This is a genomic window from Vicingus serpentipes, assembly GCF_007993035.1.
GTDB lineage: Bacteria > Bacteroidota > Bacteroidia > Flavobacteriales_E > Vicingaceae > Vicingus > Vicingus serpentipes.
In genome coordinates, this window is record NZ_VOOS01000001.1 from 656,111 (window position 1) to 678,818 (window position 22,708).

23 protein-coding genes and 1 other RNA gene are annotated in these 22,708 nt (G+C 31.0%); 11 read left to right on the forward strand and 13 right to left on the reverse strand.

Annotated elements, in window-relative coordinates; all coding sequences use genetic code 11:
* Positions 1-11: 11 nt before the first annotated feature.
* Positions 12-995: a hypothetical protein gene (locus FRY74_RS02910; RefSeq protein WP_147098433.1), complete on the reverse strand. Its 984-nt coding sequence runs from the start codon at positions 993-995 to the stop codon at positions 12-14.
* Positions 996-1,061: 66 nt separating this feature from the next.
* Here FRY74_RS02910 and FRY74_RS02915 point away from each other — a divergent pair, with 66 nt between their 5' ends.
* The 3 genes from FRY74_RS02915 to FRY74_RS02925 all read left to right on the forward strand — a co-directional run bounded on the left by FRY74_RS02915 (position 1,062) and on the right by FRY74_RS02925 (position 4,904).
* Complete coding sequence (locus FRY74_RS02915; RefSeq protein WP_147098435.1) at positions 1,062-1,535, forward strand: acyl-CoA thioesterase; 474 nt, start codon at positions 1,062-1,064, stop codon at positions 1,533-1,535.
* Between the two features lie 75 nt (positions 1,536-1,610).
* The gene (locus tag FRY74_RS02920; protein WP_147098437.1) at positions 1,611-3,635 is read left to right on the forward strand and encodes a BatA domain-containing protein; all 2,025 of its coding nucleotides are present in this window, start codon (positions 1,611-1,613) and stop codon (positions 3,633-3,635) included.
* Complete coding sequence (locus tag FRY74_RS02925; RefSeq protein ID WP_147098439.1) at positions 3,636-4,904, forward strand: dihydroorotase; 1,269 nt, start codon at positions 3,636-3,638, stop codon at positions 4,902-4,904.
* On the opposite strand, the gene FRY74_RS02930 is transcribed toward FRY74_RS02925, so the two are convergent.
* From FRY74_RS02930 to FRY74_RS02955, 6 genes are all read right to left on the reverse strand, one after another.
* Positions 4,901-5,599 carry a hypothetical protein gene (locus tag FRY74_RS02930; RefSeq protein ID WP_147098440.1) on the reverse strand — a complete coding sequence of 233 codons (699 nt, stop codon included), beginning with the start codon at positions 5,597-5,599 and terminating at the stop codon, positions 4,901-4,903. The genes FRY74_RS02925 and FRY74_RS02930 overlap by 4 nt on opposite strands.
* Before the next feature lie 64 nt (positions 5,600-5,663).
* Positions 5,664-6,758, reverse strand: coding sequence for a tRNA 2-thiouridine(34) synthase MnmA (mnmA, locus tag FRY74_RS02935; RefSeq protein ID WP_147098443.1), 1,095 nt, complete (start codon positions 6,756-6,758; stop codon positions 5,664-5,666).
* Between the two features lie 18 nt (positions 6,759-6,776).
* Positions 6,777-7,529 carry a toxin-antitoxin system YwqK family antitoxin gene (locus FRY74_RS02940; protein WP_147098445.1) on the reverse strand — a complete coding sequence of 251 codons (753 nt, stop codon included), beginning with the start codon at positions 7,527-7,529 and terminating at the stop codon, positions 6,777-6,779.
* A gap of 97 nt (positions 7,530-7,626) precedes the next feature.
* Entirely contained in the window at positions 7,627-8,754 is a 1,128-nt protein-coding gene (locus tag FRY74_RS02945; RefSeq protein ID WP_147098447.1) for a glycosyltransferase, read from the reverse strand.
* A 5-nt stretch (positions 8,755-8,759) separates the two neighbouring features.
* Positions 8,760-9,722, reverse strand: coding sequence for a glycosyltransferase family 2 protein (locus FRY74_RS02950; RefSeq protein ID WP_147098448.1), 963 nt, complete (start codon positions 9,720-9,722; stop codon positions 8,760-8,762).
* On the reverse strand, positions 9,719-10,291 hold the full coding sequence (locus FRY74_RS02955; RefSeq protein ID WP_147098450.1) for a DUF4199 domain-containing protein: 573 nt from the start codon (positions 10,289-10,291) through the stop codon (positions 9,719-9,721). The genes FRY74_RS02950 and FRY74_RS02955 overlap by 4 nt, the downstream gene beginning before the upstream one ends.
* Before the next feature lie 34 nt (positions 10,292-10,325).
* Here FRY74_RS02955 and ffs point away from each other — a divergent pair.
* The 6 genes from ffs (at position 10,326) to FRY74_RS02985 (ending at position 14,604) form a co-directional block, all read left to right on the forward strand.
* Positions 10,326-10,424: signal recognition particle sRNA small type (gene ffs / locus FRY74_RS02960), an RNA gene on the forward strand.
* A gap of 53 nt (positions 10,425-10,477) precedes the next feature.
* The gene (locus tag FRY74_RS02965) at positions 10,478-10,858 is read left to right on the forward strand and encodes a lipocalin family protein (RefSeq protein WP_147098452.1); all 381 of its coding nucleotides are present in this window, start codon (positions 10,478-10,480) and stop codon (positions 10,856-10,858) included.
* 85 nt (positions 10,859-10,943) lie between these two features.
* On the forward strand, positions 10,944-11,600 hold the full coding sequence (fsa, locus tag FRY74_RS02970) for a fructose-6-phosphate aldolase (protein ID WP_147098454.1): 657 nt from the start codon (positions 10,944-10,946) through the stop codon (positions 11,598-11,600).
* Positions 11,601-12,224, forward strand: a complete 624-nt coding sequence (locus FRY74_RS02975; RefSeq protein WP_223265818.1) for an L-threonylcarbamoyladenylate synthase — start codon at positions 11,601-11,603, stop codon at positions 12,222-12,224.
* A gap of 117 nt (positions 12,225-12,341) precedes the next feature.
* Positions 12,342-13,721, forward strand: a complete 1,380-nt coding sequence (locus FRY74_RS02980) for a T9SS type A sorting domain-containing protein (protein ID WP_147098458.1) — start codon at positions 12,342-12,344, stop codon at positions 13,719-13,721.
* Positions 13,722-13,812: 91 nt separating this feature from the next.
* Positions 13,813-14,604, forward strand: a complete 792-nt coding sequence (locus FRY74_RS02985; RefSeq protein WP_147098460.1) for an ion transporter — start codon at positions 13,813-13,815, stop codon at positions 14,602-14,604.
* Position 14,605: 1 nt separating this feature from the next.
* Here the strand turns inward: FRY74_RS02985 and FRY74_RS02990 are convergent, their stop codons facing one another.
* From FRY74_RS02990 to fbp, 5 genes are all read right to left on the reverse strand, one after another.
* A complete protein-coding gene (locus FRY74_RS02990) occupies positions 14,606-14,797 on the reverse strand; it encodes a hypothetical protein (protein ID WP_147098462.1) in 192 nt (63 codons plus the stop codon).
* A gap of 63 nt (positions 14,798-14,860) precedes the next feature.
* Positions 14,861-16,111: a M48 family metallopeptidase gene (locus FRY74_RS02995; RefSeq protein ID WP_223265804.1), complete on the reverse strand. Its 1,251-nt coding sequence runs from the start codon at positions 16,109-16,111 to the stop codon at positions 14,861-14,863.
* Positions 16,098-18,182, reverse strand: coding sequence for a hypothetical protein (locus FRY74_RS03000; RefSeq protein ID WP_147098464.1), 2,085 nt, complete (start codon positions 18,180-18,182; stop codon positions 16,098-16,100). Before FRY74_RS03000 ends, FRY74_RS02995 begins: the two co-directional genes overlap by 14 nt.
* A gap of 52 nt (positions 18,183-18,234) precedes the next feature.
* Positions 18,235-19,323, reverse strand: coding sequence for a toxin-antitoxin system YwqK family antitoxin (locus FRY74_RS03005; RefSeq protein ID WP_147098466.1), 1,089 nt, complete (start codon positions 19,321-19,323; stop codon positions 18,235-18,237).
* Positions 19,316-20,320 (reverse strand): class 1 fructose-bisphosphatase, encoded by a 1,005-nt coding sequence (fbp, locus tag FRY74_RS03010; RefSeq protein WP_147098850.1) that lies wholly within the window; start codon positions 20,318-20,320, stop codon positions 19,316-19,318. Before fbp ends, FRY74_RS03005 begins: the two co-directional genes overlap by 8 nt.
* Before the next feature lie 117 nt (positions 20,321-20,437).
* Here fbp and FRY74_RS03015 point away from each other — a divergent pair, with 117 nt between their 5' ends.
* Positions 20,438-20,887, forward strand: coding sequence for a GNAT family N-acetyltransferase (locus FRY74_RS03015; protein WP_147098468.1), 450 nt, complete (start codon positions 20,438-20,440; stop codon positions 20,885-20,887).
* A gap of 1 nt (position 20,888) precedes the next feature.
* Positions 20,889-22,160 (forward strand): aspartate kinase, encoded by a 1,272-nt coding sequence (locus FRY74_RS03020; RefSeq protein ID WP_147098470.1) that lies wholly within the window; start codon positions 20,889-20,891, stop codon positions 22,158-22,160.
* Here the strand turns inward: FRY74_RS03020 and FRY74_RS03025 are convergent.
* On the reverse strand, positions 22,157-22,708 hold the full coding sequence (locus FRY74_RS03025) for a 3'-5' exonuclease (RefSeq protein ID WP_147098472.1): 552 nt from the start codon (positions 22,706-22,708) through the stop codon (positions 22,157-22,159). The genes FRY74_RS03020 and FRY74_RS03025 overlap by 4 nt on opposite strands.

A 22,708-nucleotide genomic window follows, 5' to 3' on the forward strand; every position in this document is an offset into this window, starting at 1 on the left:
AATTTAATTAATCATCCTTTTTTAGCTGTCTTTTTATTATTTCCCAACTTATCCCCTTCGTTAAAAAATTTATATAAAATTGAGTTTCTAAAATTGTAATTAAACGAAATATTAAAATATGGTGACGGGCTTATTTTCCTAACAAAATCAGTTGATAAGGCATTTAATTCCTGAAAATAAGCATAGCCTATTTCAACTTTAAATTTATAAAACTCGCTTAGGCGGGTATTTATTCCTAAATGGTTTTTTAATTGCCTTAAATTAATTGTATTATCATCTCCTTTAAATAGCGAACCTTCTCTGTAAACAGCATGTATTCGACTATAAGAAGTTGCCAGTTCAAGCTCTACTTTATTTGCTAAATTATATTTTATTTTAGCATGTATAGGAACAATAATTTCTGCTGTTAGTTGTGGGCTTAATCTTTTCCAAAACCCAAATACTGGTAATGCAAAAAACTTTCCTTGATTAATAGCTACACCTGGCCCAAAAAAAGGAACAAATTTTAAATTTTTAGCATGAGCATAAACTGAATACGCTCTAAAATTTGGTGTGAAACTATACTTAAATGATTTCTCACTTTCTGTTGCAGAAATATTAGCAGAATGTAACCACACACCTCTTTTTCTGCTTGCAGTAATATAAGTCAATTCTAATTCCCCATTATATATATTCTCAAAAGTATTATCGTTTGATAAGTTAGGTTTAGCTATACTAAATTTAGATATCAAGAAAAGCTGATTGGCTTTTGCGTTATTATTTTCCATGTCAAATTTTTCCAAATCAACTTCTTTAGTCCGAAGCACCTTTACAAACTGTACTTTATACTTTTTTAAACTAAAACTTGTTGAATCATTTATCGAAGAAGGTGATAAAAACTCAATTCCACCAGTTGCTCCTGAATTAAATATACTCCTCACATTAAACGATTGAGCAAAACAACTAGAAGAAAAACTAGCAAACAGAATTAATGATATGAGATTTACTTTATTCATTTTGACAACTCCGTAAATTTACAACATTTCTTTTCGTAGCTTTATTTTGATTTAAAAAGACTAAAAATGCCTAAAAGACAACTGAAATTTTGTTTCCTAGCCGAACCTACTGACGTAAATTTTGGAGGAAAAGTACATGGTGGAGCTGCGATGAAATGGATAGATCAAGTAGCTTATGCTTGCGCAAGTTCATGGAGTGGAGAATATGCTATTACTGTTTATGTTGGAGGAATCCGTTTTTTAGCTCCAATTAAAATTGGGGAATTAGTTGAACTCGAAGCCAAAATAATATACACTGGAAATTCAAGCATGCATATTGCTGTTGATGTTTATGCAAAATCTACAAAATCTGATAAAAGAGTAAAAACAACTCATTGCATTATCGTTTTTGTTGCAGTTGATGAAAATAATAATCCTGTAAAAGTTCCCAAATGGATACCCATTTCTAAAGAAGATATTGCCCTTGAAAAATACGCCATAAGCTTAATGGAGATGAGAAAAGACATCGATGAAACAATGCAACCTTACATCAAGAATTGATTTGTTTAACTAAATCATTAAAATAAGATTTCAGCATCATTCCTTTGAGATAAATTTTCATACCTTTGGGCTTTAATGAAATTTGCCTCTCCAGAGTTCCTATATGCATTAATCGCTATCGCGATTCCTATTATTATTCATTTATTTAATTTCAGAAAGTTTAAAAAAGTTTACTTCTCTAACATTAGCTTTTTAAAGGAAGTAAAACAAGAAACTCAATCTAAATCTAAGCTAAAGCATTTATTAATTCTGCTTAGTAGAATTTTAGCAATTGCCTTTTTGGTTTTTGCCTTTTCACAACCTTTTATTCCTTCTAATTCATCAGAAGCTAACAACAATAATGTTGTTGGAATTTATGTAGATAATTCATTTAGCATGGAAAGTAGTGGTGAAAATGGCTCCCTGCTAAACGAAGCCAAATTAAAAGCTGTTGAAATTGTAAATTCTTACAAAAAAACCGACCACTTTGTAATATGCGAAAATAGCTTTAGTGTCGGAAGCCAACGCTTGTTAAATGCTGAGGATGCGATAGACAAACTTGAAGAAATTCAAATTACTCCTGAAACAAAATTATTATCTGCTGGGGTTACAAGATTAAAAGATGCTATTTCAGACCAAGAAAATAATAACAAAGCAATCTATGTTTTATCAGATTTTCAGCAAACAACAAGCGATATTAATAACATAAAAAACGACAGCATTACTCAACTCTTTTTTGTTCCTGTAAAAGGGAATCAATTAAGCAATATTTATATAGATAGTTGTTGGTTTAGCTCTCCTTCACATGTACTTTTTCAGCAAGAAAAATTGAGCGTGTTGATTAAAAACAATTCAAACAATGATCTAGAAAACATTCCTATTAAGCTTTTTATTAATAATCAATTGGTTTCTCCTGCTAGCTTTTCAGTTAAAGCTAATGAGAAAACCGTATTAGAATTAAACTACCAAAACAAAACAAACGGCATACAAAATGGCAAAATTGAATTGAGAGATAATCCAGTTACAAGTGATGATAATTTTTTCTTTTCTTACCAAATCTCAAAATCAATAAACGTTCTTGAAATTACAAACGAAAACTCATCAAATAAAATAAAATCGGTTTATGAAACGGATAGTGTTTTCAATTTTAATAGCCACAATGTTAATCAACTTGATTACTCATTAATTAAAAAAAGTGATCTAGTTATACTTAATAATTTAAACGATATTTCATCAGGTCTATCTGCTTCTATCAACAAATTTGTAACAAATGGTGGCGACTTAGTAATTATGCCCTCTAACCAAATTGACTTTAATAGTTACCGTGAATTTTTAAGTTTATTAAACATTAATTACTACCTCTCAATTGATACAACATCAACCCAAATAAAAGAAATTGCCTACAAACATATTGTTTATCAAAACGTATTTGAAGGGAAACCTGAAAGCAACATTAACCTACCTTCTGTTTATCATCATTATGCTTTATCTGCTAATAATACTTCTTACAAAAACACTATTTTATCTTTAAAGAATGGCAACGATTTATTAAACGAATACAAAGTAGATAAAGGCACTGTTTACTTAAGTGCTATTAGTGCTAATAACGAATTTAGCAATTTCACTAACCATGCTTTATTTGTTCCAACATTATACAACATTGGTTTATTAAGTCAACCTAATCACCCTCTTTTTTATACTATTGGAGATAATGCTAGTTTAGTTCTTGATAAAATTGATAACGAAAGCATTTATCATATTAAAGCAGAAAATTTCGATATTATTCCTAAGTCCCAATCAACAAATTACCACACTACAATTTTTGTTGGACAAAATATTGTTAACGCTGGAAACTACATACTTGCTAGTAAAAATAATGAGTTAGGTTTAGCCTTTAATTACAACCGAAAAGAATCTGATTTAACTTGTAATACTTCTGATGAAATTGAAGAACAAATTAATAAATCGTCAATAAATGCAAGCTTATTGAGTTCTAAAATTAACAGCCTTAACTCTGCTATTAGCGAAATAAAATCAGGAAAAAAATATTGGAAATTGTGTATTATCTTAGCTTTATTATTTTTGGGTGCTGAGATTGTGCTTATAAAACTTTTTAAATAGATGAATATTTTAATTAAATCGGCAACAGTTGTAAATGCTAACTCTCCATTAAATGGTAAAAAGATTGACATTTTAATTGAAAAAGGAGTTATCCAAAAAATTGCTTCTTGTATAAAAAATGCCAATAATTACAAAGAAATTTCGCACAAAGATTTACATGTTTCTGCTGGCTGGATAGATATGAGAGCTAACTTTTGTGATCCAGGATACGAATATAAAGAAGACTTAATCTCGGGGTTAAACGCTGCCGCTAAAGGAGGTTTTACCGAAGTAATAACAATGCCTGATACTCTCCCTGTTGTGGATTCAAAATCAGGAATAGAATACATTATCAACAAAACAAAAGACAATATTGTAACAGTTTACCCAACTGGAGCTTTATCTCATAACTGTGAGGGAAAAGAAATTGCCGAAATGTATGACATGCATTTAGCTGGCGCAATTGCGTTTACTGATAATAAACATGCCATTTCAAACCCTAGCTTATTGAATAGAGCTTTGCTTTACAGCCAAAGTTTTGGAGGATTAATTATGGATTTTCCAAACGATAAAAACTTGTTTAATAATGGACAAATAAACGAAGGAGTAATAAGTACTAAACTAGGTTTAAAAGGAGCTCCTGCACTTGCCGAAGAGTTAACAGTAACGAGAAGCTTATACTTGGCAGAGTATTGTAATGCACCAATACATTTAACAAACATTACTACAAAAAAGTCAGTACAACTCATAAAAGAAGCAAAAGCAAAAGGGTTAAAAGTTACTGCTGATGTTAACTCTTACCACCTCTTGTTAAATGAAACAGAATTGGAAACTTTCGATTCGAACTTAAAAGTTAAACCACCTTTAAGAACAAAAGACGATAATAAAGCTCTCATTAAAGGGTTAAAAGAAGGAACTATTGATGCCGTTTGTTCTGACCATAATCCAGAAGACATTGAAAACAAACAATGTGAGTTTGACAATACTGCTTTCGGGATGATTAACCTTCAAACTTCTTTTGCTGTAATGAACACAGCTTTAACTGACAAAGTAGATTTAACTGAAATTATAGAATCTATTACAAGTAAACCAAGAGCAATATTAAAACTAAGTCAACCTCAACTAAAAGAAGGGGAAATAGCAAATCTTACTTTATTCAGTCCATCTACTGAATTTGTTTTAGAAAAAAATCAAATTGTATCTAAATCTAAAAACAGTCCTTTTATTGGAAGAACGCTTAAAGGAACCGTAATTGGAATTGTAAATAAAAATAAAGTGAAGATGGCTTAGTTTAAGCCGTAACTATTTAAAGTATAAGTAACATCAACTCCTAAACTATTTTCGTAAAATCCAGTTTGGTTGTTAAACGCTTTTTTCACATCAATTACTTTTTTGTAAACTAAGCCAATTTTTGCAGCAAATTTCTCTTGGTAAAATTGTCGCTGAATTAATATTTCATCGCCATCATCGAATTGCGTAACAGTTGCAACTGAATCTAGGGCAATGCCACCTATTTGTTCAGGCAAATGGACTGAAAGATATTCATACTCCCATACTTCTCTATTATTTAATGAGTTTCCATTCCAAGTTTTACCTTGCTTTACAGGAAAAATTAATTTAACAAAGCGCTCATTATCTTCTACTTTTTGATAAGTAGAAGGTGTAATTTTACTGTTCCAAACCACTTGCAATTCAAAGTTTGGAGAAACTGCTGTGTCCTTTTTGTATCGCTCTATACGATAGGCCTCTTCACCTTCAGCATCTATGTATTTTGATTGTATCAACTCCTTTATTTGAAAATAATACTGATTTGTAGAGTTATCAAAATCGTCATAGAAAATAGAATCTACATCATAAATTACATATTTACCTACAGTTAGTCCTGCATAACTATAACCTCTAGTTGCAGGCACAACTTCGCTATCTTTTTTACATGAAAAAAAAATAATAGAAAATGTTAGCAATATGTAAACTGTAGTTTTCAATAGATTAAAGTTACATAAAAAACTAAACTAAAGAGATTATGGGGCAAGCCCATCATCACGAAAATTAATTATTATCAATAAACCCACCACCAATTAAATCATTGCCTTCGTAAAAAACAGCTGATTGGCCAGGAGCAACTCCTTGAACATCTGCTAAGAACTCAATTTTTATTCTTCCGTCAGGTAATGCAGTAACAATACTATTTGAACCTTTATCCTTATATCTAATTTTTGAAGTTGCTTCAATTTCACCTTCAAGAATTTCATATTTCATAATATTAGGATTACGAACAAAAACTTCTTTTTTATTCAACTCTTCTTTTACTCCTAGAACTACTTCGTTTTTTTCAGCATCAATTTTAATTACGTAACGAGGATCGCCAAAAGCTAATTCTAACCCTTTACGCTGTCCAATAGTATAAAATGGATAACCTTTATGCTTTCCTAAAATATTTCCTTTTGTATCAACAAAATTACCACCATCAACTCGTTCTTCTAAACCTTCAACTTTTCGCTTTAAAAAGCCTCTATAATCATTATCTGGCACAAAACAGATTTCAAAACTTTCACCTTTTTTTGCCAATTCTTTATAACCTCTATCCAATGCCATTTGACGAATAGCAGGCTTATCAAAACCTCCTAGCGGGAACATTGTTCTTGCTAAACTTTCTTGACTCAATCCCCACAAAACATAAGACTGATCTTTGTTCTCGTCTTTTCCTTTAAAAATGATATGTCTACCATTTTCTTTTCGTGTTTGTGCATAATGACCCGTTGCAATAAACTCACAACCTAACTGATCAGCTCTTTTTAATAAAGCATCCCATTTTATGTGCGTGTTACATAACACACATGGGTTTGGTGTTCTTCCAGCTAAATATTCTCCAACAAAATTGTCAATTATGGCATCTCCAAACTCTTCTCTTATATCTAAAATAATATGATGAAAACCCATATCAACTGCTAAAGCCCTAGCATCATTAATATCATCTAAACTACAACATCCTGTTGTTTTTCTTGCTCCACCAGCAGTAGCGTAATCCCATGTTTTCATGGTAATTCCGATTACTTCATACCCTTGTTCATGCAATAACATTGCTGCTACAGAACTGTCAATTCCACCACTCATTGCCACTAGTACTTTCCCTTTTTTACTCACTTTTTACCTTTTTTTTAATTATCGTTGAGGCATTACATCATCAAACTCTAAAAAATCTTGCTGTATTCTTTCTTCATCTTCTGGCAACATCATATCATCATTACCGCCTTCTCTTTGCCCATTATAATAAATATCTTTTCTTATAACTTTTCCATGCACATCAAATATCATCCATGCACCATGCCTCACATCATGCTTATAATTTCCTTCTGTCGTTTTTTTACCAGATTCATCATAAAAATAAATTTTACCTTCTAAACTTCCATTTTCAAAAGTTGCTTTTAGTCGTTCTTTTCCATTTTCATGATACTGTATCCAATCACCATTTTCAAAATCGTTTGCATGACTTTTAATTTCGGCAACTTTTCCATTTTTATAAAACACTTTCCAATCTCCTTCTTTTCTTCCATTTACATAAAGCTCTTCCGACAACCTAAATCCTGCCTCACTAAAATAATTCCAGATACTGTCCTTTTTTTGATTTTTATAATTCCCTTTTGCTTTCAATTTTTTATTCTCAAAATAAGCTTCGGTTCTCGCTATATCTCCATCATACTCCATTATAAAAGTTAAATTTCCAGCATTATCATAATACACAAATGTACCTACAGGCTTATCGTTTTTAAATTGTCCTTTGTAGCGTAACACTCCATTTTCATGATACTTTTTCCAATCCCCTTGTTTTTTACCCGAAGCATCAGTTTTATTAACCTCTTGGCCATAGTTAGCTAAAGAAATTAGTATTGAAAATACAACTATTAAATATCTCATATCGTTTACAAAATTAGGAAAATACTTGCGTTAAATAACAATTATTGTTCCAACTCAAACAACATAAAAAAACGAACGAAATTGAAACTTATTTTGATTAAAGTTGTTGGACTAATTGAGAAATAGCTAAAGTCATTTTATCCCAAGTATATTTCTGTTTCTCATCAATTACTCCTGAAATAAATTCTTCTTCTCTTTTCTTATTATAAAAATCTAAAATGGAATTTGAAACTGAAATTGAATTACACTCAGTAACATAGCCAACTTTTTGATCAGGCACCATTTCTGATAATCCGCCAACATTGGTAACCAACATTGGTTTATTAAAATGGTAAGCAATTTGTGTAACTCCACTTTGCGTTGCATGTTTATAGGGTTGAACAACCATATCAGCAGCACAAAAGTAATTTACTACTTCCCCATCTGGTATAAATTGATTAACCAAAACAACACTATTTTCCAGTTGATGCTTTTTAATTAAATCTAAGTAAGCGGTACTATCTTCATAAAACTCTCCAGCAACAATTACTTTTACTTTTTTTGATTTAATTTCCTCATTAGCCATCGCTTCTAAAAGTATATCTAAACCTTTGTATTTTCTTATAATTCCAAAAAATAATAGGTAGCTATAAGATTGGTCTAAACCTAATTTATTTATCGCTTCAGTTTTAGAAATAGCAGCTCCAAAATTATCGTATAATGGATGTGGCGTTAATACTTTTGGTTTGCTTGTCAAACTAGTTAAATCATCATAAACACTTTTAGAAAGTGTAATAAACCCATTTACATGCTTAATAAAGTATTTAGATAACATCATATCTCCTGCACGCTTTTCGTGAGGAATAATATTATGAACTAACGCTGCTATTTTTGTATGCTTATTTTTAGCAACAAGCTTAGCTATTGTACCAAAACTTGGAGCCATAAAAGGCAACCAGTAAGCAAACAATACTAAATCAGGTTTTTCTTTTTTTATTGCTTTTGCTGTTTTTATCCAACTAAATGGATTTACAGCATTTATTAATCTTGTTATTTTTAATTCTTTTGGTGGATGTGCATCAGAATACTGAGTTTTACCAGGAAATAAAAACCCGGGGTATTGTAAGGTAAAGGTTATTATTTCAACCTCATCATTATTCTCTTGAAATGCCTTTGCTAATCGTTCATTAAAAAGTGCTATTCCGCCTCTATAAGGATATGCAGGACCAACAATAACAACTTTCATTTTGATTAAATTTCTTTTTCGATGTGATATAGGTTTCTAGTTGGCGAATTTCTAGAAATTAACTCCCCTAAAAATCCTGCTACAAACAACAACGAGCCTAAAATCATAGAAGTAAGAGCAATAAAAAAGTAAGGGTTATCGGTAACCAAAATGGTTTTATTGCCTTGATTTAAATCATATATTTTCATCACCCCAATATAGGCGGCACTAAAAAATCCAATTATAAACATTAAGGTTCCTAATGTACCAAATAAGTGCATTGGTCGTTTACCAAATTTAGCAATAAAGGTAATCGACAATAAATCTAAGAATCCATTAATAAAACGTTCTAACCCAAATTTAGTAACACCATACTTACGTTCTTGATGGGCAACTGCTTTTTCTGTTATTTTAGCAAAGCCTGCCCATTTAGCCAATAAAGGAATGTAACGGTGCATTTCACCATAAACTTCTATGGTTTTTATCACCTCTTTTTTGTAAGCTTTTAACCCACAATTAAAATCGTGTAAATTATTTATACCCGACATTTTACGAGTTGCCCAGTTAAATAATTTGGTAGGTATTGTTTTTGAAAGCGGATCGTATCTTTTCTTTTTCCAACCAGAAACTAAATCATACCCTTCTTCAACAATCATTTTATACATTTCCGGTAATTCTTCTGGGCTATCTTGCAAATCGGCATCCATCGTAAAAACTACATTACCTTGTGCAGCTTCGAAACCAACATTTAACCCTGCTGATTTACCATAATTACGTCTGAACTTAATGCCTTTTATAGCTGGGTTTTGGGCTGACAATTCTTCAACCACAGTCCAAGAAGAATCGGTACTTCCGTCATCTACAAAAATAACTTCGTAAGAAAACTTGTTCTCGTGCATTACTTTACCAATCCAATCGCTTAATTCTTTAAGCGATTCTTCTTCGTTAAATAATGGTATTACAATAGATATTTCTAATTCTGCACTCATTCGTTTTCAAAGATAGGTTTGTTTTTTTTGAAAATACCAGCTAAAATTAATGAAACAATTGTACCTCCAATAAGTTTATTAATGAAATCTGAAAATGATAAGGTAAAAAATGTGGCATTATTTAATTCTTTGTTTAGCATTTCTACACCTTCTTCTCCAAGAATTAATTTAACACTTTCTTCGTTAGCCAACATTTCTGCTTTATACATTTCTAATGCCCCTGTATTTAAAAAAGTAGAAAACAGTACAGCCATAATTGTAAAAAATAAAGCTTGAAAAAAAATAACTTGCATACTTTGTTTAAACACTTGATAAAAAGAATTCACTGCATCAGGGTTTTCTTCTTTGTTTAATTTTAAAACAAAATAAGCAGTAACTCCGGGTATCCATGCACCCATCCAACTTGCGCTACTCCACGGGCTATTGCCCGAAACCAGCAATAAAACAAGTACTACAAAACTTAATGCTGCTCCGTACAAACCGTATTTTAAAGTAGTACTATATTTCTCCATGTTTTTATGCTGTAAGTGAGCAAAGGTAATAAAAGAATAATTTTTGTTGGTTTTCATTCTGTATTTCCAAAGATATTTCTACTTTTGTGCCGGGCAAGTCTTATACGACCAGCTCCTGCTGAACTTCCCCAGGCTGGGAACAGAGCAAGGATAGGCGGTTGAGCGGTGCGATGTAAGTAGCTTGCCCATTTTTTTACTCCCTATATTCTCCTTTTTTAGTATCTTGTGGTAAAAATTTTAATCATGAAAAAATTTACCACTTTACTTTTTTTAATTGTTGTTACTGTTTGCTCTTTTGCTCAATCAGCATCAAAAAACATCTCCAAAAAATGGAGCTTACACGAATTGGAGGAATTTGGAGATAAGTTCGCTTTAGCAGAAAATCAAAAAAACGATTGGATAACTTTTACCGCCGACAACAAATACACAGGAACACTAAGTAGCGAAGCAATTGAAGGTACTTGGAGTGAAAAGGGTGGTAAAATATACCTATCAAAAGGAGCTGCTTCTGTTTTTAAAATTAATTGGATAAAAGTAATTACCCTTGAGTCTAACAGTTTAGTGATTACTTATCAATCGGAAGACCTTATAAAAACTACACTTTATTACATACCGGCAGAGTAGCAAAAAGTGTTAATATCTCTTTAAATCTTTATTTGAACAAACTTAAAAGCATTTCTACATTTGTTTAAAATTAAACTGACTAGAAATGAAATTTTTTATTGACACTGCAAACATCGACCAAATTAAAGAAGCTCAAGATTTAGGAGTTTTAGACGGTGTAACTACCAACCCATCATTAATGGCTAAAGAAGGCATTAGTGGTTATGATAATGTGATGGCTCACTACAAAGCAATTTGCGACATTGTAGATGGCGATGTAAGTGCAGAAGTGATTGCTACAGATTTTGAAGGAATGGTAAAAGAAGGTGAAAACTTAGCTGCTTTACACCCTCAAATTGTAGTAAAAGTACCTATTACAAAAGAAGGTATTAAGGCAATAAAATATTTTTCATCAAAAGGAATTAGAACCAATTGTACATTAATCTTTTCTGCTGGACAAGCATTATTAGCAGCAAAAGCAGGAGCTACTTATGTTTCTCCGTTTATTGGTAGATTAGACGATATTTCTACCAACGGAATGAACCTAATTGCTGAGATTCGTTTAATTTTTGACAACTACGGTTTCGAAACTCAAATATTAGCAGCTTCGGTAAGACACACTATGCACATTATGCAATGTGCTCATTTTGCTGCAGATGTTATGACTGGACCACTTAGTGCAATTGAAGGCTTATTAAAACATCCATTAACTGATAGTGGTTTAGCTCAGTTTTTAGCAGACCATGCAAAAGCAAATAAATAAATTAAAATGTTAATTAGCATCTACCCCGATAATCCTGATGAGCGTAAAATAGCTCAAGTTGTAAAAACGTTGAAAAAAGGTGGAATAATTATTTATCCTACCGATACGGTCTACAGTATGGCATGCGATTTAAACAATCGTAAAGCTGTAGAACGTATGGCTCAATTAAAAGGGATAAAAGTAGAAAAAGCTAACTTCTCATTAATCTGTTTCGATTTAAGCCATATTTCAGATTTTACAGTTCAATTTAGTAATGCTACTTACAAATTAATGAAAAGAGCATTACCTGGCCCTTACACTTTTATTTTAAATGCCAACACTAGCGTGCCTAAGCTCTTTAAATCCAACAAAAAAACAATTGGAATAAGAATACCAGACAACAATATAGCAAGAGCTCTAGTAAAAGAATTAGGTAATCCTTTAATTTCTACTTCGGTGCATGATGACGATGAAATATTAGAATACATTACCAATCCTGAACTAATTTACGAAAAATACGAAAAGCTTGTAGATATAGTTATTGATGGCGGTTTTGGTAAAAATGATGCTTCTACCGTTATCGATTGTACGCATGATGAACCAGAAGTTATAAGAGAAGGAGTTGGAAGTATAGATATCATTTAGCTCATTTTTTACGACCAAACATTATTTTTATTCGACGAAACTCATTTCTCTGATATAAATCATTGTTTTTCATTTTGTAAAGGCTTAAAATTGTAATGAACTTTAAACTACACAATTATGAAAAAAACATTACTTTCTTTAACATTATTATTAACCGGATATTGTGGCTTTGCTCAATATGAAGGTTTTGAAAATTGGACTCAAGGCAGTGTATTAGTACTAGACCAATACGAAACACCTGCCAATGAATTAGGTGCTCTTGGTAATTTAGCTATTCAACAAAGTACAGATGCTGTTGACGGAACATACTCTGTAAGATTAGAAACTGTAACTATCCCATCAGGTGACACTGTTTTTGGCTACATCTTAAGTGGTGACCCCGACGCTCTAGCTCCAGGACAACCTGTAACAATTGGAGGTGTTGATAGTATAATTGGGTATTGGAAATACGATGTAATGCCTGGTGATTCATGTGCTCTTTTATTAGCTGCTTCTCAAACTGGTTTTGGGTTAACAGGAGGAGGGACATATTATGTAACTGGCACACAAAGTTCATGGAAAAGATTTGCTTATGAGGTGAATGCAATTATGGCTGATTCAATTTTGTTAGCTTTTGCAACAGGTGATCCATTAAATGAATTTAATGGTATCCCAGGAACATGGATGATGATTGATAATGTAAAACTTAAAAATTCTACAGGTCAATTACAAGATGTTTACAATCAAAGTTTTGAAAACTGGACTACTGTTACTTGGGATAATCCAGATGGATGGTTTACTTCAAATGAATATGCTGTTGGTCAAACTCCAATGCCAGCAGAAAAATCTACTGATGCTTACTCTGGAACATATGCATTAGAATTAAACACTATAAACTCTCAGTGGGGTGATACAATGAGTGGGTTAGCAACTAATGGATCTTTTAATGAATTTGGTATGTTTGGTGGAGTACCTTACACATCTCAACCTACAGCTGTAAATGTATATTATAAATATGCTCCGGTAGCAAATGATTCTGGTTGGGTAAATATTCAATTTAAAAATGGAGGTAGTGTTATCGCTCAAGCTGGTGCTTTAGTTGGTGCTCAAGCAAACTATACTATGCTTAGCTCACTACTTAGCTTTCCAATGGCTCCAGATACATTTTTAATTGCAGCAGGATCTGGTGAAATTCCAGGAAGTCAATTATTAATTGACCATATAGACATGACTTTCCCTGTTGGCATTAATGAAAACATTAAAATTGACAGATTAGAAAGTTATCCTAACCCTACAACGGATATTTTAAATTTAAGATTTGAATTAAAAAATAGCAATTTAGTAAGTGTAAACTTATTAGATATTACAGGAAAAGTTTTAAAGAATAAGTCATTCGGAAATCTTTCTTCTGGAACTTATAACGAATCGTTTAATACTTCTTCATTTACATCAGGTATTTACTTTATTGAATTTACTGTTGGTAATGAAAAAATAGTAAATCGTTTTATTGTAAAATAATAAACCTACTACATTAAGAAATGATAAAGGTTGGTATTTAATACCAACCTTTATTTTTTTGCTTACTTTGTAAAATAGAACAACACCTAAATTGAGAGAAAAACTACATACCATAATTTTTGAGGCAGACACCAAAGCAGGAAAACTATTTGATGTAATCTTGTTATGGGCAATATTAATTAGTATAGTCGTAGTAATGCTCGAAAGTGTTGTTTCAATTAGTGAAGCATACAATAGCGAAATAAAAATTATTGAATGGTCGTTTACTTTCCTTTTTACATTAGAATATATTGCAAGAATTATTGCTGTAAAAAAACCCTTAAAATATATTTTTAGCTTTTATGGTATCATTGATTTATTATCAATTCTACCCACATTTTTAGGTTTATTTATTTCAGGTACACACTCTCTATCTGTTATTAGAAGCATTAGGCTTTTAAGAATTTTTAGAATTCTAAAATTAGCCAGATATGTTAGCGCTGCTCAAACTTTGAATCAGGCACTTATTGCTAGTAAAAATAAAATTATAGTATTCCTTTTTGCAGTAATGAGTTTAGTTATTGTACTAGGCACACTTATGTACTTAATAGAAACTCCTGAGGCTGGTTTTACTAGCATTCCTAGAAGTATTTATTGGACAATTGTAACCTTAACAACTGTAGGTTATGGAGACATTGCTCCACAAACAGTTTTAGGTCAAACACTTGCCTCTATTATTATGATTATTGGTTATGCTATAATTGCTGTACCAACAGGAATTGTTGGTGCTGAATATGCTAAAAGCAATACTAGCACAATATCAACACAGGCTTGCCCTAACTGCTCTAGAGAAGGACATGATGACGATTCTGAATTTTGTAAGTTTTGTGGAGGTAAATTATAGATTATCTACCCCAAACGTGGCTATTCTTATGTTTTCTATTACCAATACTCCCTGAAGATTTTACTTTCGCACCTCCATTTCTAGGTGAGTTATACCCCGGCTTTTTCGAACAAGACTGCATACTTGAAGCCAAAGGGATTAAGCTTAGTAAAAAAACAATAGTTAAAACCTTACTGTACAATGATTTTCTCATGGCTTAATTAATTTATAGAGATAAAAGTAAACATAATAATAAAAAATCAAAACCATAATCTTATTATTTATTTAGGCTTCTAATTCTTTGTAATAATGTGGGGTGCGAATAATTTATAAAAACATTAATTTGGTGCGGAGTTAAATTACTTAAACTGTCTCCAGACAATTTCTTTAACGACGAAATTAAGGGTAAATGATTGTAAGTTGTTTTAGCAAAATTATCTGCTTCATACTCATTTTTACGAGAAACTACATTCATCAATATTCCTGTTAGCATTGACAAAGGAGTATATAATATTGAAAAAACTAAAAACCCTATATGAAAACTAGGAGTATCAATTCCAAGTGCTAACGAAATTTGAGAAGAATTTATAACTAACGACAATAAATACAACATAATCCCAACTTGAAAAGCTGATAAGAACAAAGTTGTTAAGGTATGTTTCTTTTTATAATGTCCAACTTCATGAGCTAATACAGCTGTAATTTCTTCTTTTGAATAATTATCGACCAACGTATCATAAAGGACAATCCGTTTTTTTGCTCCTAGCCCACTAAAAAAAGCATTTGCTTTGGTACTTCTTTTCGATCCATCCATTACAAATAGATTATCTAATTTAAAACCTACTTTATCGCAATATTGTTCAATTTCTGTTCTTAATTCACCTTCTGGCAAAGGTGTTAACTTATTAAATAACGGCACAAAAATGGAAGCATAGAACATCGTCATTAACAACATAATAACCACAAAAAGAAACCAACTCCATAACCAAAACAAATGCCCAGTAAAGCTGTAAAACCAAACAAAAAGATAAAGTACAACTCCACCAAGTATAGTTGCAACTAATGCTCCTTTAATTTTATCTAAAATAAATGTTTTAATGGTGGTTTTGTTAAACCCAAATTTTTCTTCAATTACAAAAATACTATACAATGAAAACGGCAAGCTCACAATATCTGAAACAACCATTAAAATAGCAAAAAAAACTAACGATAATAAAACCGGATGATTTGTAATTGACCTTGATAATTCATCAGTAAAAGCAAAGCCATCAAAAAATAACATACCTAGCATTAGCAATAAACTAAAAGCTGAAGATATAAAGCTAAACTTTGTTTTTACCTTGTCATACTTTTTCGATTTTAAATATTTTTCTTCATCATAAATATCAGCAATTTCTTGTGGTAATTTTATTGGTTCATTAGTTGTATCAAGCCAGTTTATCCATTGATTAAAGAAAAAACTTAAAACTAAAATTGCAATTAATGTATTGAATATAATTTCGGGTGTAATCATTTTAATAAGCTCCATTTCTTTTTCTCAAAAACCACTCAGCACTTAATAGCAATAGAATTAATCCAAAAATCCATTTTAAATTAATTAGCTCTTTTAAATCTTTTTCTTCAAAAATTATTGAAGCAATGTTATTATTTTTTTGAATAGCATCATTTACACCCTCAATATTAGAAGGATAAAACAACCCTCCATCATGCTTCTTAACTAAATTAGCTAGCAACTGATGATTAGCTATAGTGTTATTCATTTCTAATTGTATTTGAGCTACTTGAAACTCTCCCTTTTCTACATATTTTTTATCGCCCAACACTACGGTAGCAACATATTGATAAGCTCCTGGATTAAAAATACCAGCGTTTAAAAAATATGCATTTGAGGTTTTATTAAAGTTAAACTTAAACTCATCTTCACCTTCGTTTGTAACTAGTAATTCAATTTCTGGCTCATTGGATAATTCATAGCTATCGTTATACAATTCTGCATTAAACAACACTTCTTCGTTTTCTAAAAATCTATTTTTTACAATTAACCTAAATTTGCTCTTATCTTCTTTTACTGATAAAAATTGAACTGTTTTATTAATCAATTCATCAATTGCTTCATGTTTTTTTGTTTTGTTAAACTCTTGAATTCTCCATTTCCATAGCCCCTCACCTGCTAGAATTGCAACTTTTTTATTTCCATTTTGAAAGAAGGTCATTAATGGACTTTCAGTAATTACTGAACCAATTTTTTGATGGAACAAATTGTAGCCATTTTCTTGAATTTTGTAGGTTCCAAAAACAGTTAATAAAGGCGAAGTATTGTTAATATATTTAATCGTTTTTTCAGCTAATGAAAATAATGGAAATTGCTCATTTACATTAGCTAAAACTTGATTGGTTTGTCCATTTGAATTTAAAATTTCTAAACCAGTTTTTAACTTGTTAAATTGATTTACAGTTGTTTTTGCATCTAAAATATACCATACAGATGTTTTGGATTGATTTAACTTTTGAACTGCTTCTTCATAACCCGATAGTTGATGAAGGATTACCAAACTAAAAGCTTCTGTATTTCCGTTAAAGTCGTTTAACATTTGAGTTTTTACTTTGTAATTCTCATTACTTTCTATACTCAATTTTAAAGCTTTTAAATCGGGATGTGGTGCATTTGCTAAAATCAAAATTTCCTGACGACCATCTAGAACTTCAATGTAAACATCCTGTAAATTATTAGCAATACTAACCTCATTTTCTATAGTAGATAATTTTACCTTATAATTCTGAACACCAACTTCTTTAGCCTCAACAAGAATGTTTTCATTAATTGAAAAATTGGAAGAATTAATTTGATATTCTTTTTCAAAAACAATTTTGCCTCTATTTGTAATTTCTAACTTAGTTTTAAATCCTTCTCCCTCCTGAACTAATCCATTAATTTCCATTGGAAATTGATTTCCTAAAAAAGTAAGTTTATTTAATACAACATCTTTTAAAATAATATCTTTTTGAGGAGTTGTATCTCCTAAGGCAATTGCATAAATAGGCACACCATTTGATTGAGAAGTATAAACAGGATTGGAACCTTCATTAAAAATACCGTCAGTTGCTAGAATTACAGCTCCGATATTCTGATTGTAAAATCTGTTTTCAAGTTCATCAAATACATTAGACAAGTTGGTAATTTTTCCTGTAAAATTAATTACATCTTTTTCATCAAACTGCTCATCGAATCCATACATTTTAACATCATAAGTTGATGATAATTTTTGTTTTAAATTGTCAATTTTAGTTAGGTATTCTGTTTTATAAAAAACGGAATCTTTATTCATTAAAATTGATGAAGTATTATCTTGCGCAATTACAATTATTGGTTTTTCAACTGTATTAAAAATGGTTTTAATTAAAGGTGAAAGCAACAAAAAGCAAAGAATGCTTACCACTAAAGCTCGAAAAATAAACATCGTTCGTTTTAGCCAAAGCTTTACATTTTCAAAACGACTATCGTTACGATATAAAAAGAAAGCATAACCAACACCAGCTAAAAGACAAAAAGCAATTAACCAAATAGGATATTCTGTTACTATTTTAATACTTAGTAGCAAGTTGTAATTAGATTCTGATTATTTGTAAAAATAGGAAATTAATAAAAAGAGCTTACCATTCTCTTTGTTCATATTCAACTTCTAAAACTTCATTGTTTTCATCTAACAACACTAATACTTTCATCGAAATTTCTGGCTTTGTATTTTCTATAAATTCAAGCACAATTAAACGGTCAGTTATTTTTGAGAAAACCAACATTAGATTAGCATCTTTGTTTGTTGATAGTTTTTCTAAATCATTTTCAACCTGTTTTTCACAAGATTTTAATGACTCATTAATTGCAACCCCATTTGCTTTAATTAATGAATCTAAAGTTGGTTTTAAAAGTTTTTTTTGTTCTATAAAATAAGAAATATCAATTGGGCTAATTGTTTCTGAAACTTTAAATTTCAATACATCTTTTTCATAATTTACATTCTCATCAACAAAAGTTTTACGCTCTTTTTTAGTCTGTCTAAAAAAGTCTTTACTCACTTTTCTTAAGTAATAATTACCCGCTAAATATTTTACTGTATTTATATATTTTTGATCAACATTAATAATAACAGTTGAAGGGTTGTTTTGATTTGAATCAGCTATAGCGACATATGCTGTATCTGAATAATAAATATAATCATCGTTAAATATTTCAGCCCCTCTCTTAAATTCGCCTCGCCAATACCAAGCTTTATGCTTTACACCATTTTTATCTTTCTTTTTCCAATTTCTATGTTTTTTTCCTTTTACATATCTTCCAAAAACACCAGCTTCTTTATAAGCCCAATAGCCATGTTTAATTCCATAATTATAAACTCCTTTTATTAAAATTGTACCGTCCTCATCATAATTAATAAATTCTCCTTGAAGTTTATTATTTCCATAAAGTGCTTTTACTCGTAATTTACCAGATGGATAATAAACTCTAGTTAATCCATTTTGAACTTCATTAGAAAAGTTTTTTTCGATAGCAATTTTAGAAGTGTCATCAGCAAACACATAACTTTTTAATTGAAAATAATCGCCTACTGTTTCTTTTTGAATTACCTTATAAATAATATCTACGGTATCTATAGATACAATCTCTTGTATTACTTCTTGAGAAAAAGAAATAAATGGAACAATTAATAATAATGAAAGAAATGCTTTTTTAAACTTAGTCATATTGATTTATCATCTCTAAAACCTTGCCAACCATATTTTTAGAACCCATTAAAGCAGGAACTCGTTGATGCAATTCAGTTGGTTGAATTTCCATAATTCTTTCATGTCCAGTAGTAGCAATCCCTCCAGCTTGTTCAACAATAAATGCCATTGGATTACATTCGTACAATAATCTTAATTTACCATTTGGTGAGCCTGCTGTAGCAGGATAACAAAATACTCCTCCTTTAATTAAGTTACGATGAATATCTGCAACCATTGAGGCAATATAACGACATGAATATGGTCTTCCTGTTGAAGCATCTTCTTCTTTTACCCAATCACAATATTTTTGAAGTCCAGTAGAAAATGTATTGTAATTCCCTTCATTAAAAGAGTACAATCTTCCATCTTCTGGAGCTTTCATATTCGGATGTGACAAACAATACTCACCAATGCCAGGGTCTAAAGTAAAACCATTAACACCTTTGCCTGTAGTATAAACCAACATTGTTGACGAACCGTATATTACATATCCTGCAGCAACTTGTTCAGTCCCTTTTTGCAAAAAATCTTCTAATTGAGCAGGTCCTTCTGTAGAAATTCTTCTGTAGATTGAAAAAATAGTGCCCACCGAAACATTTACATCAATATTTGACGACCCATCTAAAGGATCGAAAGTAACAACGTATTTTCCATTTCTGGAAGATTCATTCTCAAAAGGTAAAAAATCATCATTTTCTTCAGATGCGATCCCACAAACTTCTCCTCCAGAACGAAAAGCGTTTATAAATTTATTGTCTGCAAAAACATCTAGCAACTGTTGCTCTTCCCCTTGAATATTTTCATTACCTGCAGCGCCTAAAATATTTACCAAACCAGCCTTATTAATCTCTTGATTAATAATTTTAGAAGCCACTCCTATATCACTTAATAATCTACTTAATTCACCCGATGCAAAAGGAAAATCATGTTGCTTATCTAAAATAAATTCGTTTAAGGTTTTTACTTGCGACATTGTTTGAGATTTGGTTAACGTTTCCATAATGCAAAATAAGTAAATATTACCGAAAGAGTAATTTATTTTTGGCTTTTAAAATCGGATTAAAAAAAACAAATGGGTTACATTTGTTTTATGGATTTTACAATACGAAAAGCTACTCAAGAAGATTTGCCAGAAGTGCTAGCATTAGTAACCGAATTGGCTGTTTATGAAAAAGCTGGTCATGAGGTTACAATAACTTTAGAAGAACTTGAAAAAGATGGTTTTGGTGAAACCCCTCTTTATTGGATAATTTTAGCTGAGAATGATAATGGTATTTTAGGAATGTCGTTCTATTATATTCGTTATTCAACTTGGAAAGGAAGATGTCTTTATCTAGAAGATATTGTAGTAAAAGAAGAACATCGAGGTCAAAAAATTGGGAAAGTATTGTTTGAAGAAACAATAAAAGCTGCTAAAGAAATGAATGCAAAATTAATGACTTGGCAAGTGCTTGACTGGAATGAACCTGCAATTAATTTTTACAAAAAATTTAATGCTGAGTTAGATGGAGAATGGATTAACGGTAAATTGAGATTCTAAAATGAAAGTATTTAAATTTGGTGGTGCATCTGTAAAAAATGCTGAATCAGTAAAAAATGTGGCAAAAGTAATTCAGCTTTATAGCGAAAACTTAATTATTGTAATTTCAGCTATGGGAAAAACTACAAATGCACTTGAAAAGGTTGTAGAATCATACATGGCTCAAGATGGAAAATGCTTTGATTTATTAAACGAATCAAAAGACTTTCATTTTGAAATAATGAACGAACTTTTTGCAGATAAATCCCTTAAAATTTTTGAAGATATACATAATACTTTTGTGGAAATTGAATGGGAAATTGAAGATGCTCCCACTCGTGATTTCAATTATGTTTACGATCAAATTGTTTCTGTTGGGGAATTGTTATCAACCAAAATTGTAAGCGCTTATTTAAACTCCGTTAACATAAACACAAAATGGATAGATGCACGAGATTTAATACAAACCGATAACACCCATCGAGACGCAAGAATAGATTGGGAACTTACCGAAAGTTGTACAACAAAAACATTAGCTCCTTTATTTAATCCAAATGAAAATACAATAATTATCACCCAAGGATTTATTGGCTCAAGCTCTGAGTTGTTTACAACTACATTGGGTAGAGAAGGTTCTGATTTTAGTGCAGGTATTTTAGCATATTGTATGAATGCAGATAGCGTAACCATTTGGAAAGATGTACCTGGCATGCTAAATGCCGACCCTAAATGGTTTGACAACACTCAAAAACTTTCAAATATTTCGTACCACGAAGCAGTTGAATTAGCTTATTATGGAGCAACTGTAATACATCCTAAAACGATAAAACCATTACAAAACAAAAAAATTCCTTTGTATGTAAAATCGTTTGTTAACCCCAAAGAAGAAGGAAGCATAATTAACCAAAATACTGCAAAAGATGCTCAAATACCTTCGTTTATTTTTAAAATGAATCAGATGTTAATTTCTATTGGAGCAAAAGATTACTCTTTTATTATGGAAGATCATTTAAGTCATATTTTTGGCTTATTTGCTAAACACAATGTTAAAATTAACCTGATGCAAAATTCTGCTATTAGTTTTTCTATTGTAACTGACAACGACAAAATGAAAATTCCAAACTTAATTGAAGAATTAAAAGGTGAATATAAAGTATTGTTTAATGAAAATTTAGAGTTGGTAACCATACGCCATTACGACCAACAAACTATTGATAGAGTAACCAACAATAAAACAATAATTGTTGAACAAAAAAGTAGAAATACAGCAAGAATGGTGATGAAAAACAACTAAAACAAACTGGTCTGGTTTGGATCTATTACTGGACGAGGAATTAACTTCTTACCGCTATCAGCTTCCAACAACAATTCAAAAAGCTTAACAGTTGCTAAAGCATCGCCAGAAGCTCTATGCCTATCTTCCAATTCAATTCCTATTTCTTTGCAAAGCTTACCTAAACTATATGATTTTTTTCCTGGCAATAATTTTCTACTCAACTTAACTGTGCATAACTGTTTGCGTTCAAACTTATACCCCAGATTCTTATATTCTTCTCGAATAAAACCATAATCAAACTCAACGTTATGAGCAATAAAAATGCAACCACGAGTAATATCTAAAATTTGCTTAGCAACCTCATGAAACTTAGGTGCTTTTGCAACCATTTCATCAGTAATTCCCGTTAATTTCTTAACGTACCAATCAATTTTAGTTTGAGGATTAATAAGTGTTGTATACTCTTCAACAATCTTTTTTCCATCATGTTTATAGATGGCTACCTCAGTAATTTTACCATTTTTATGGTTTCCTCCCGAAGTTTCTATATCGATTATTGCGTACAC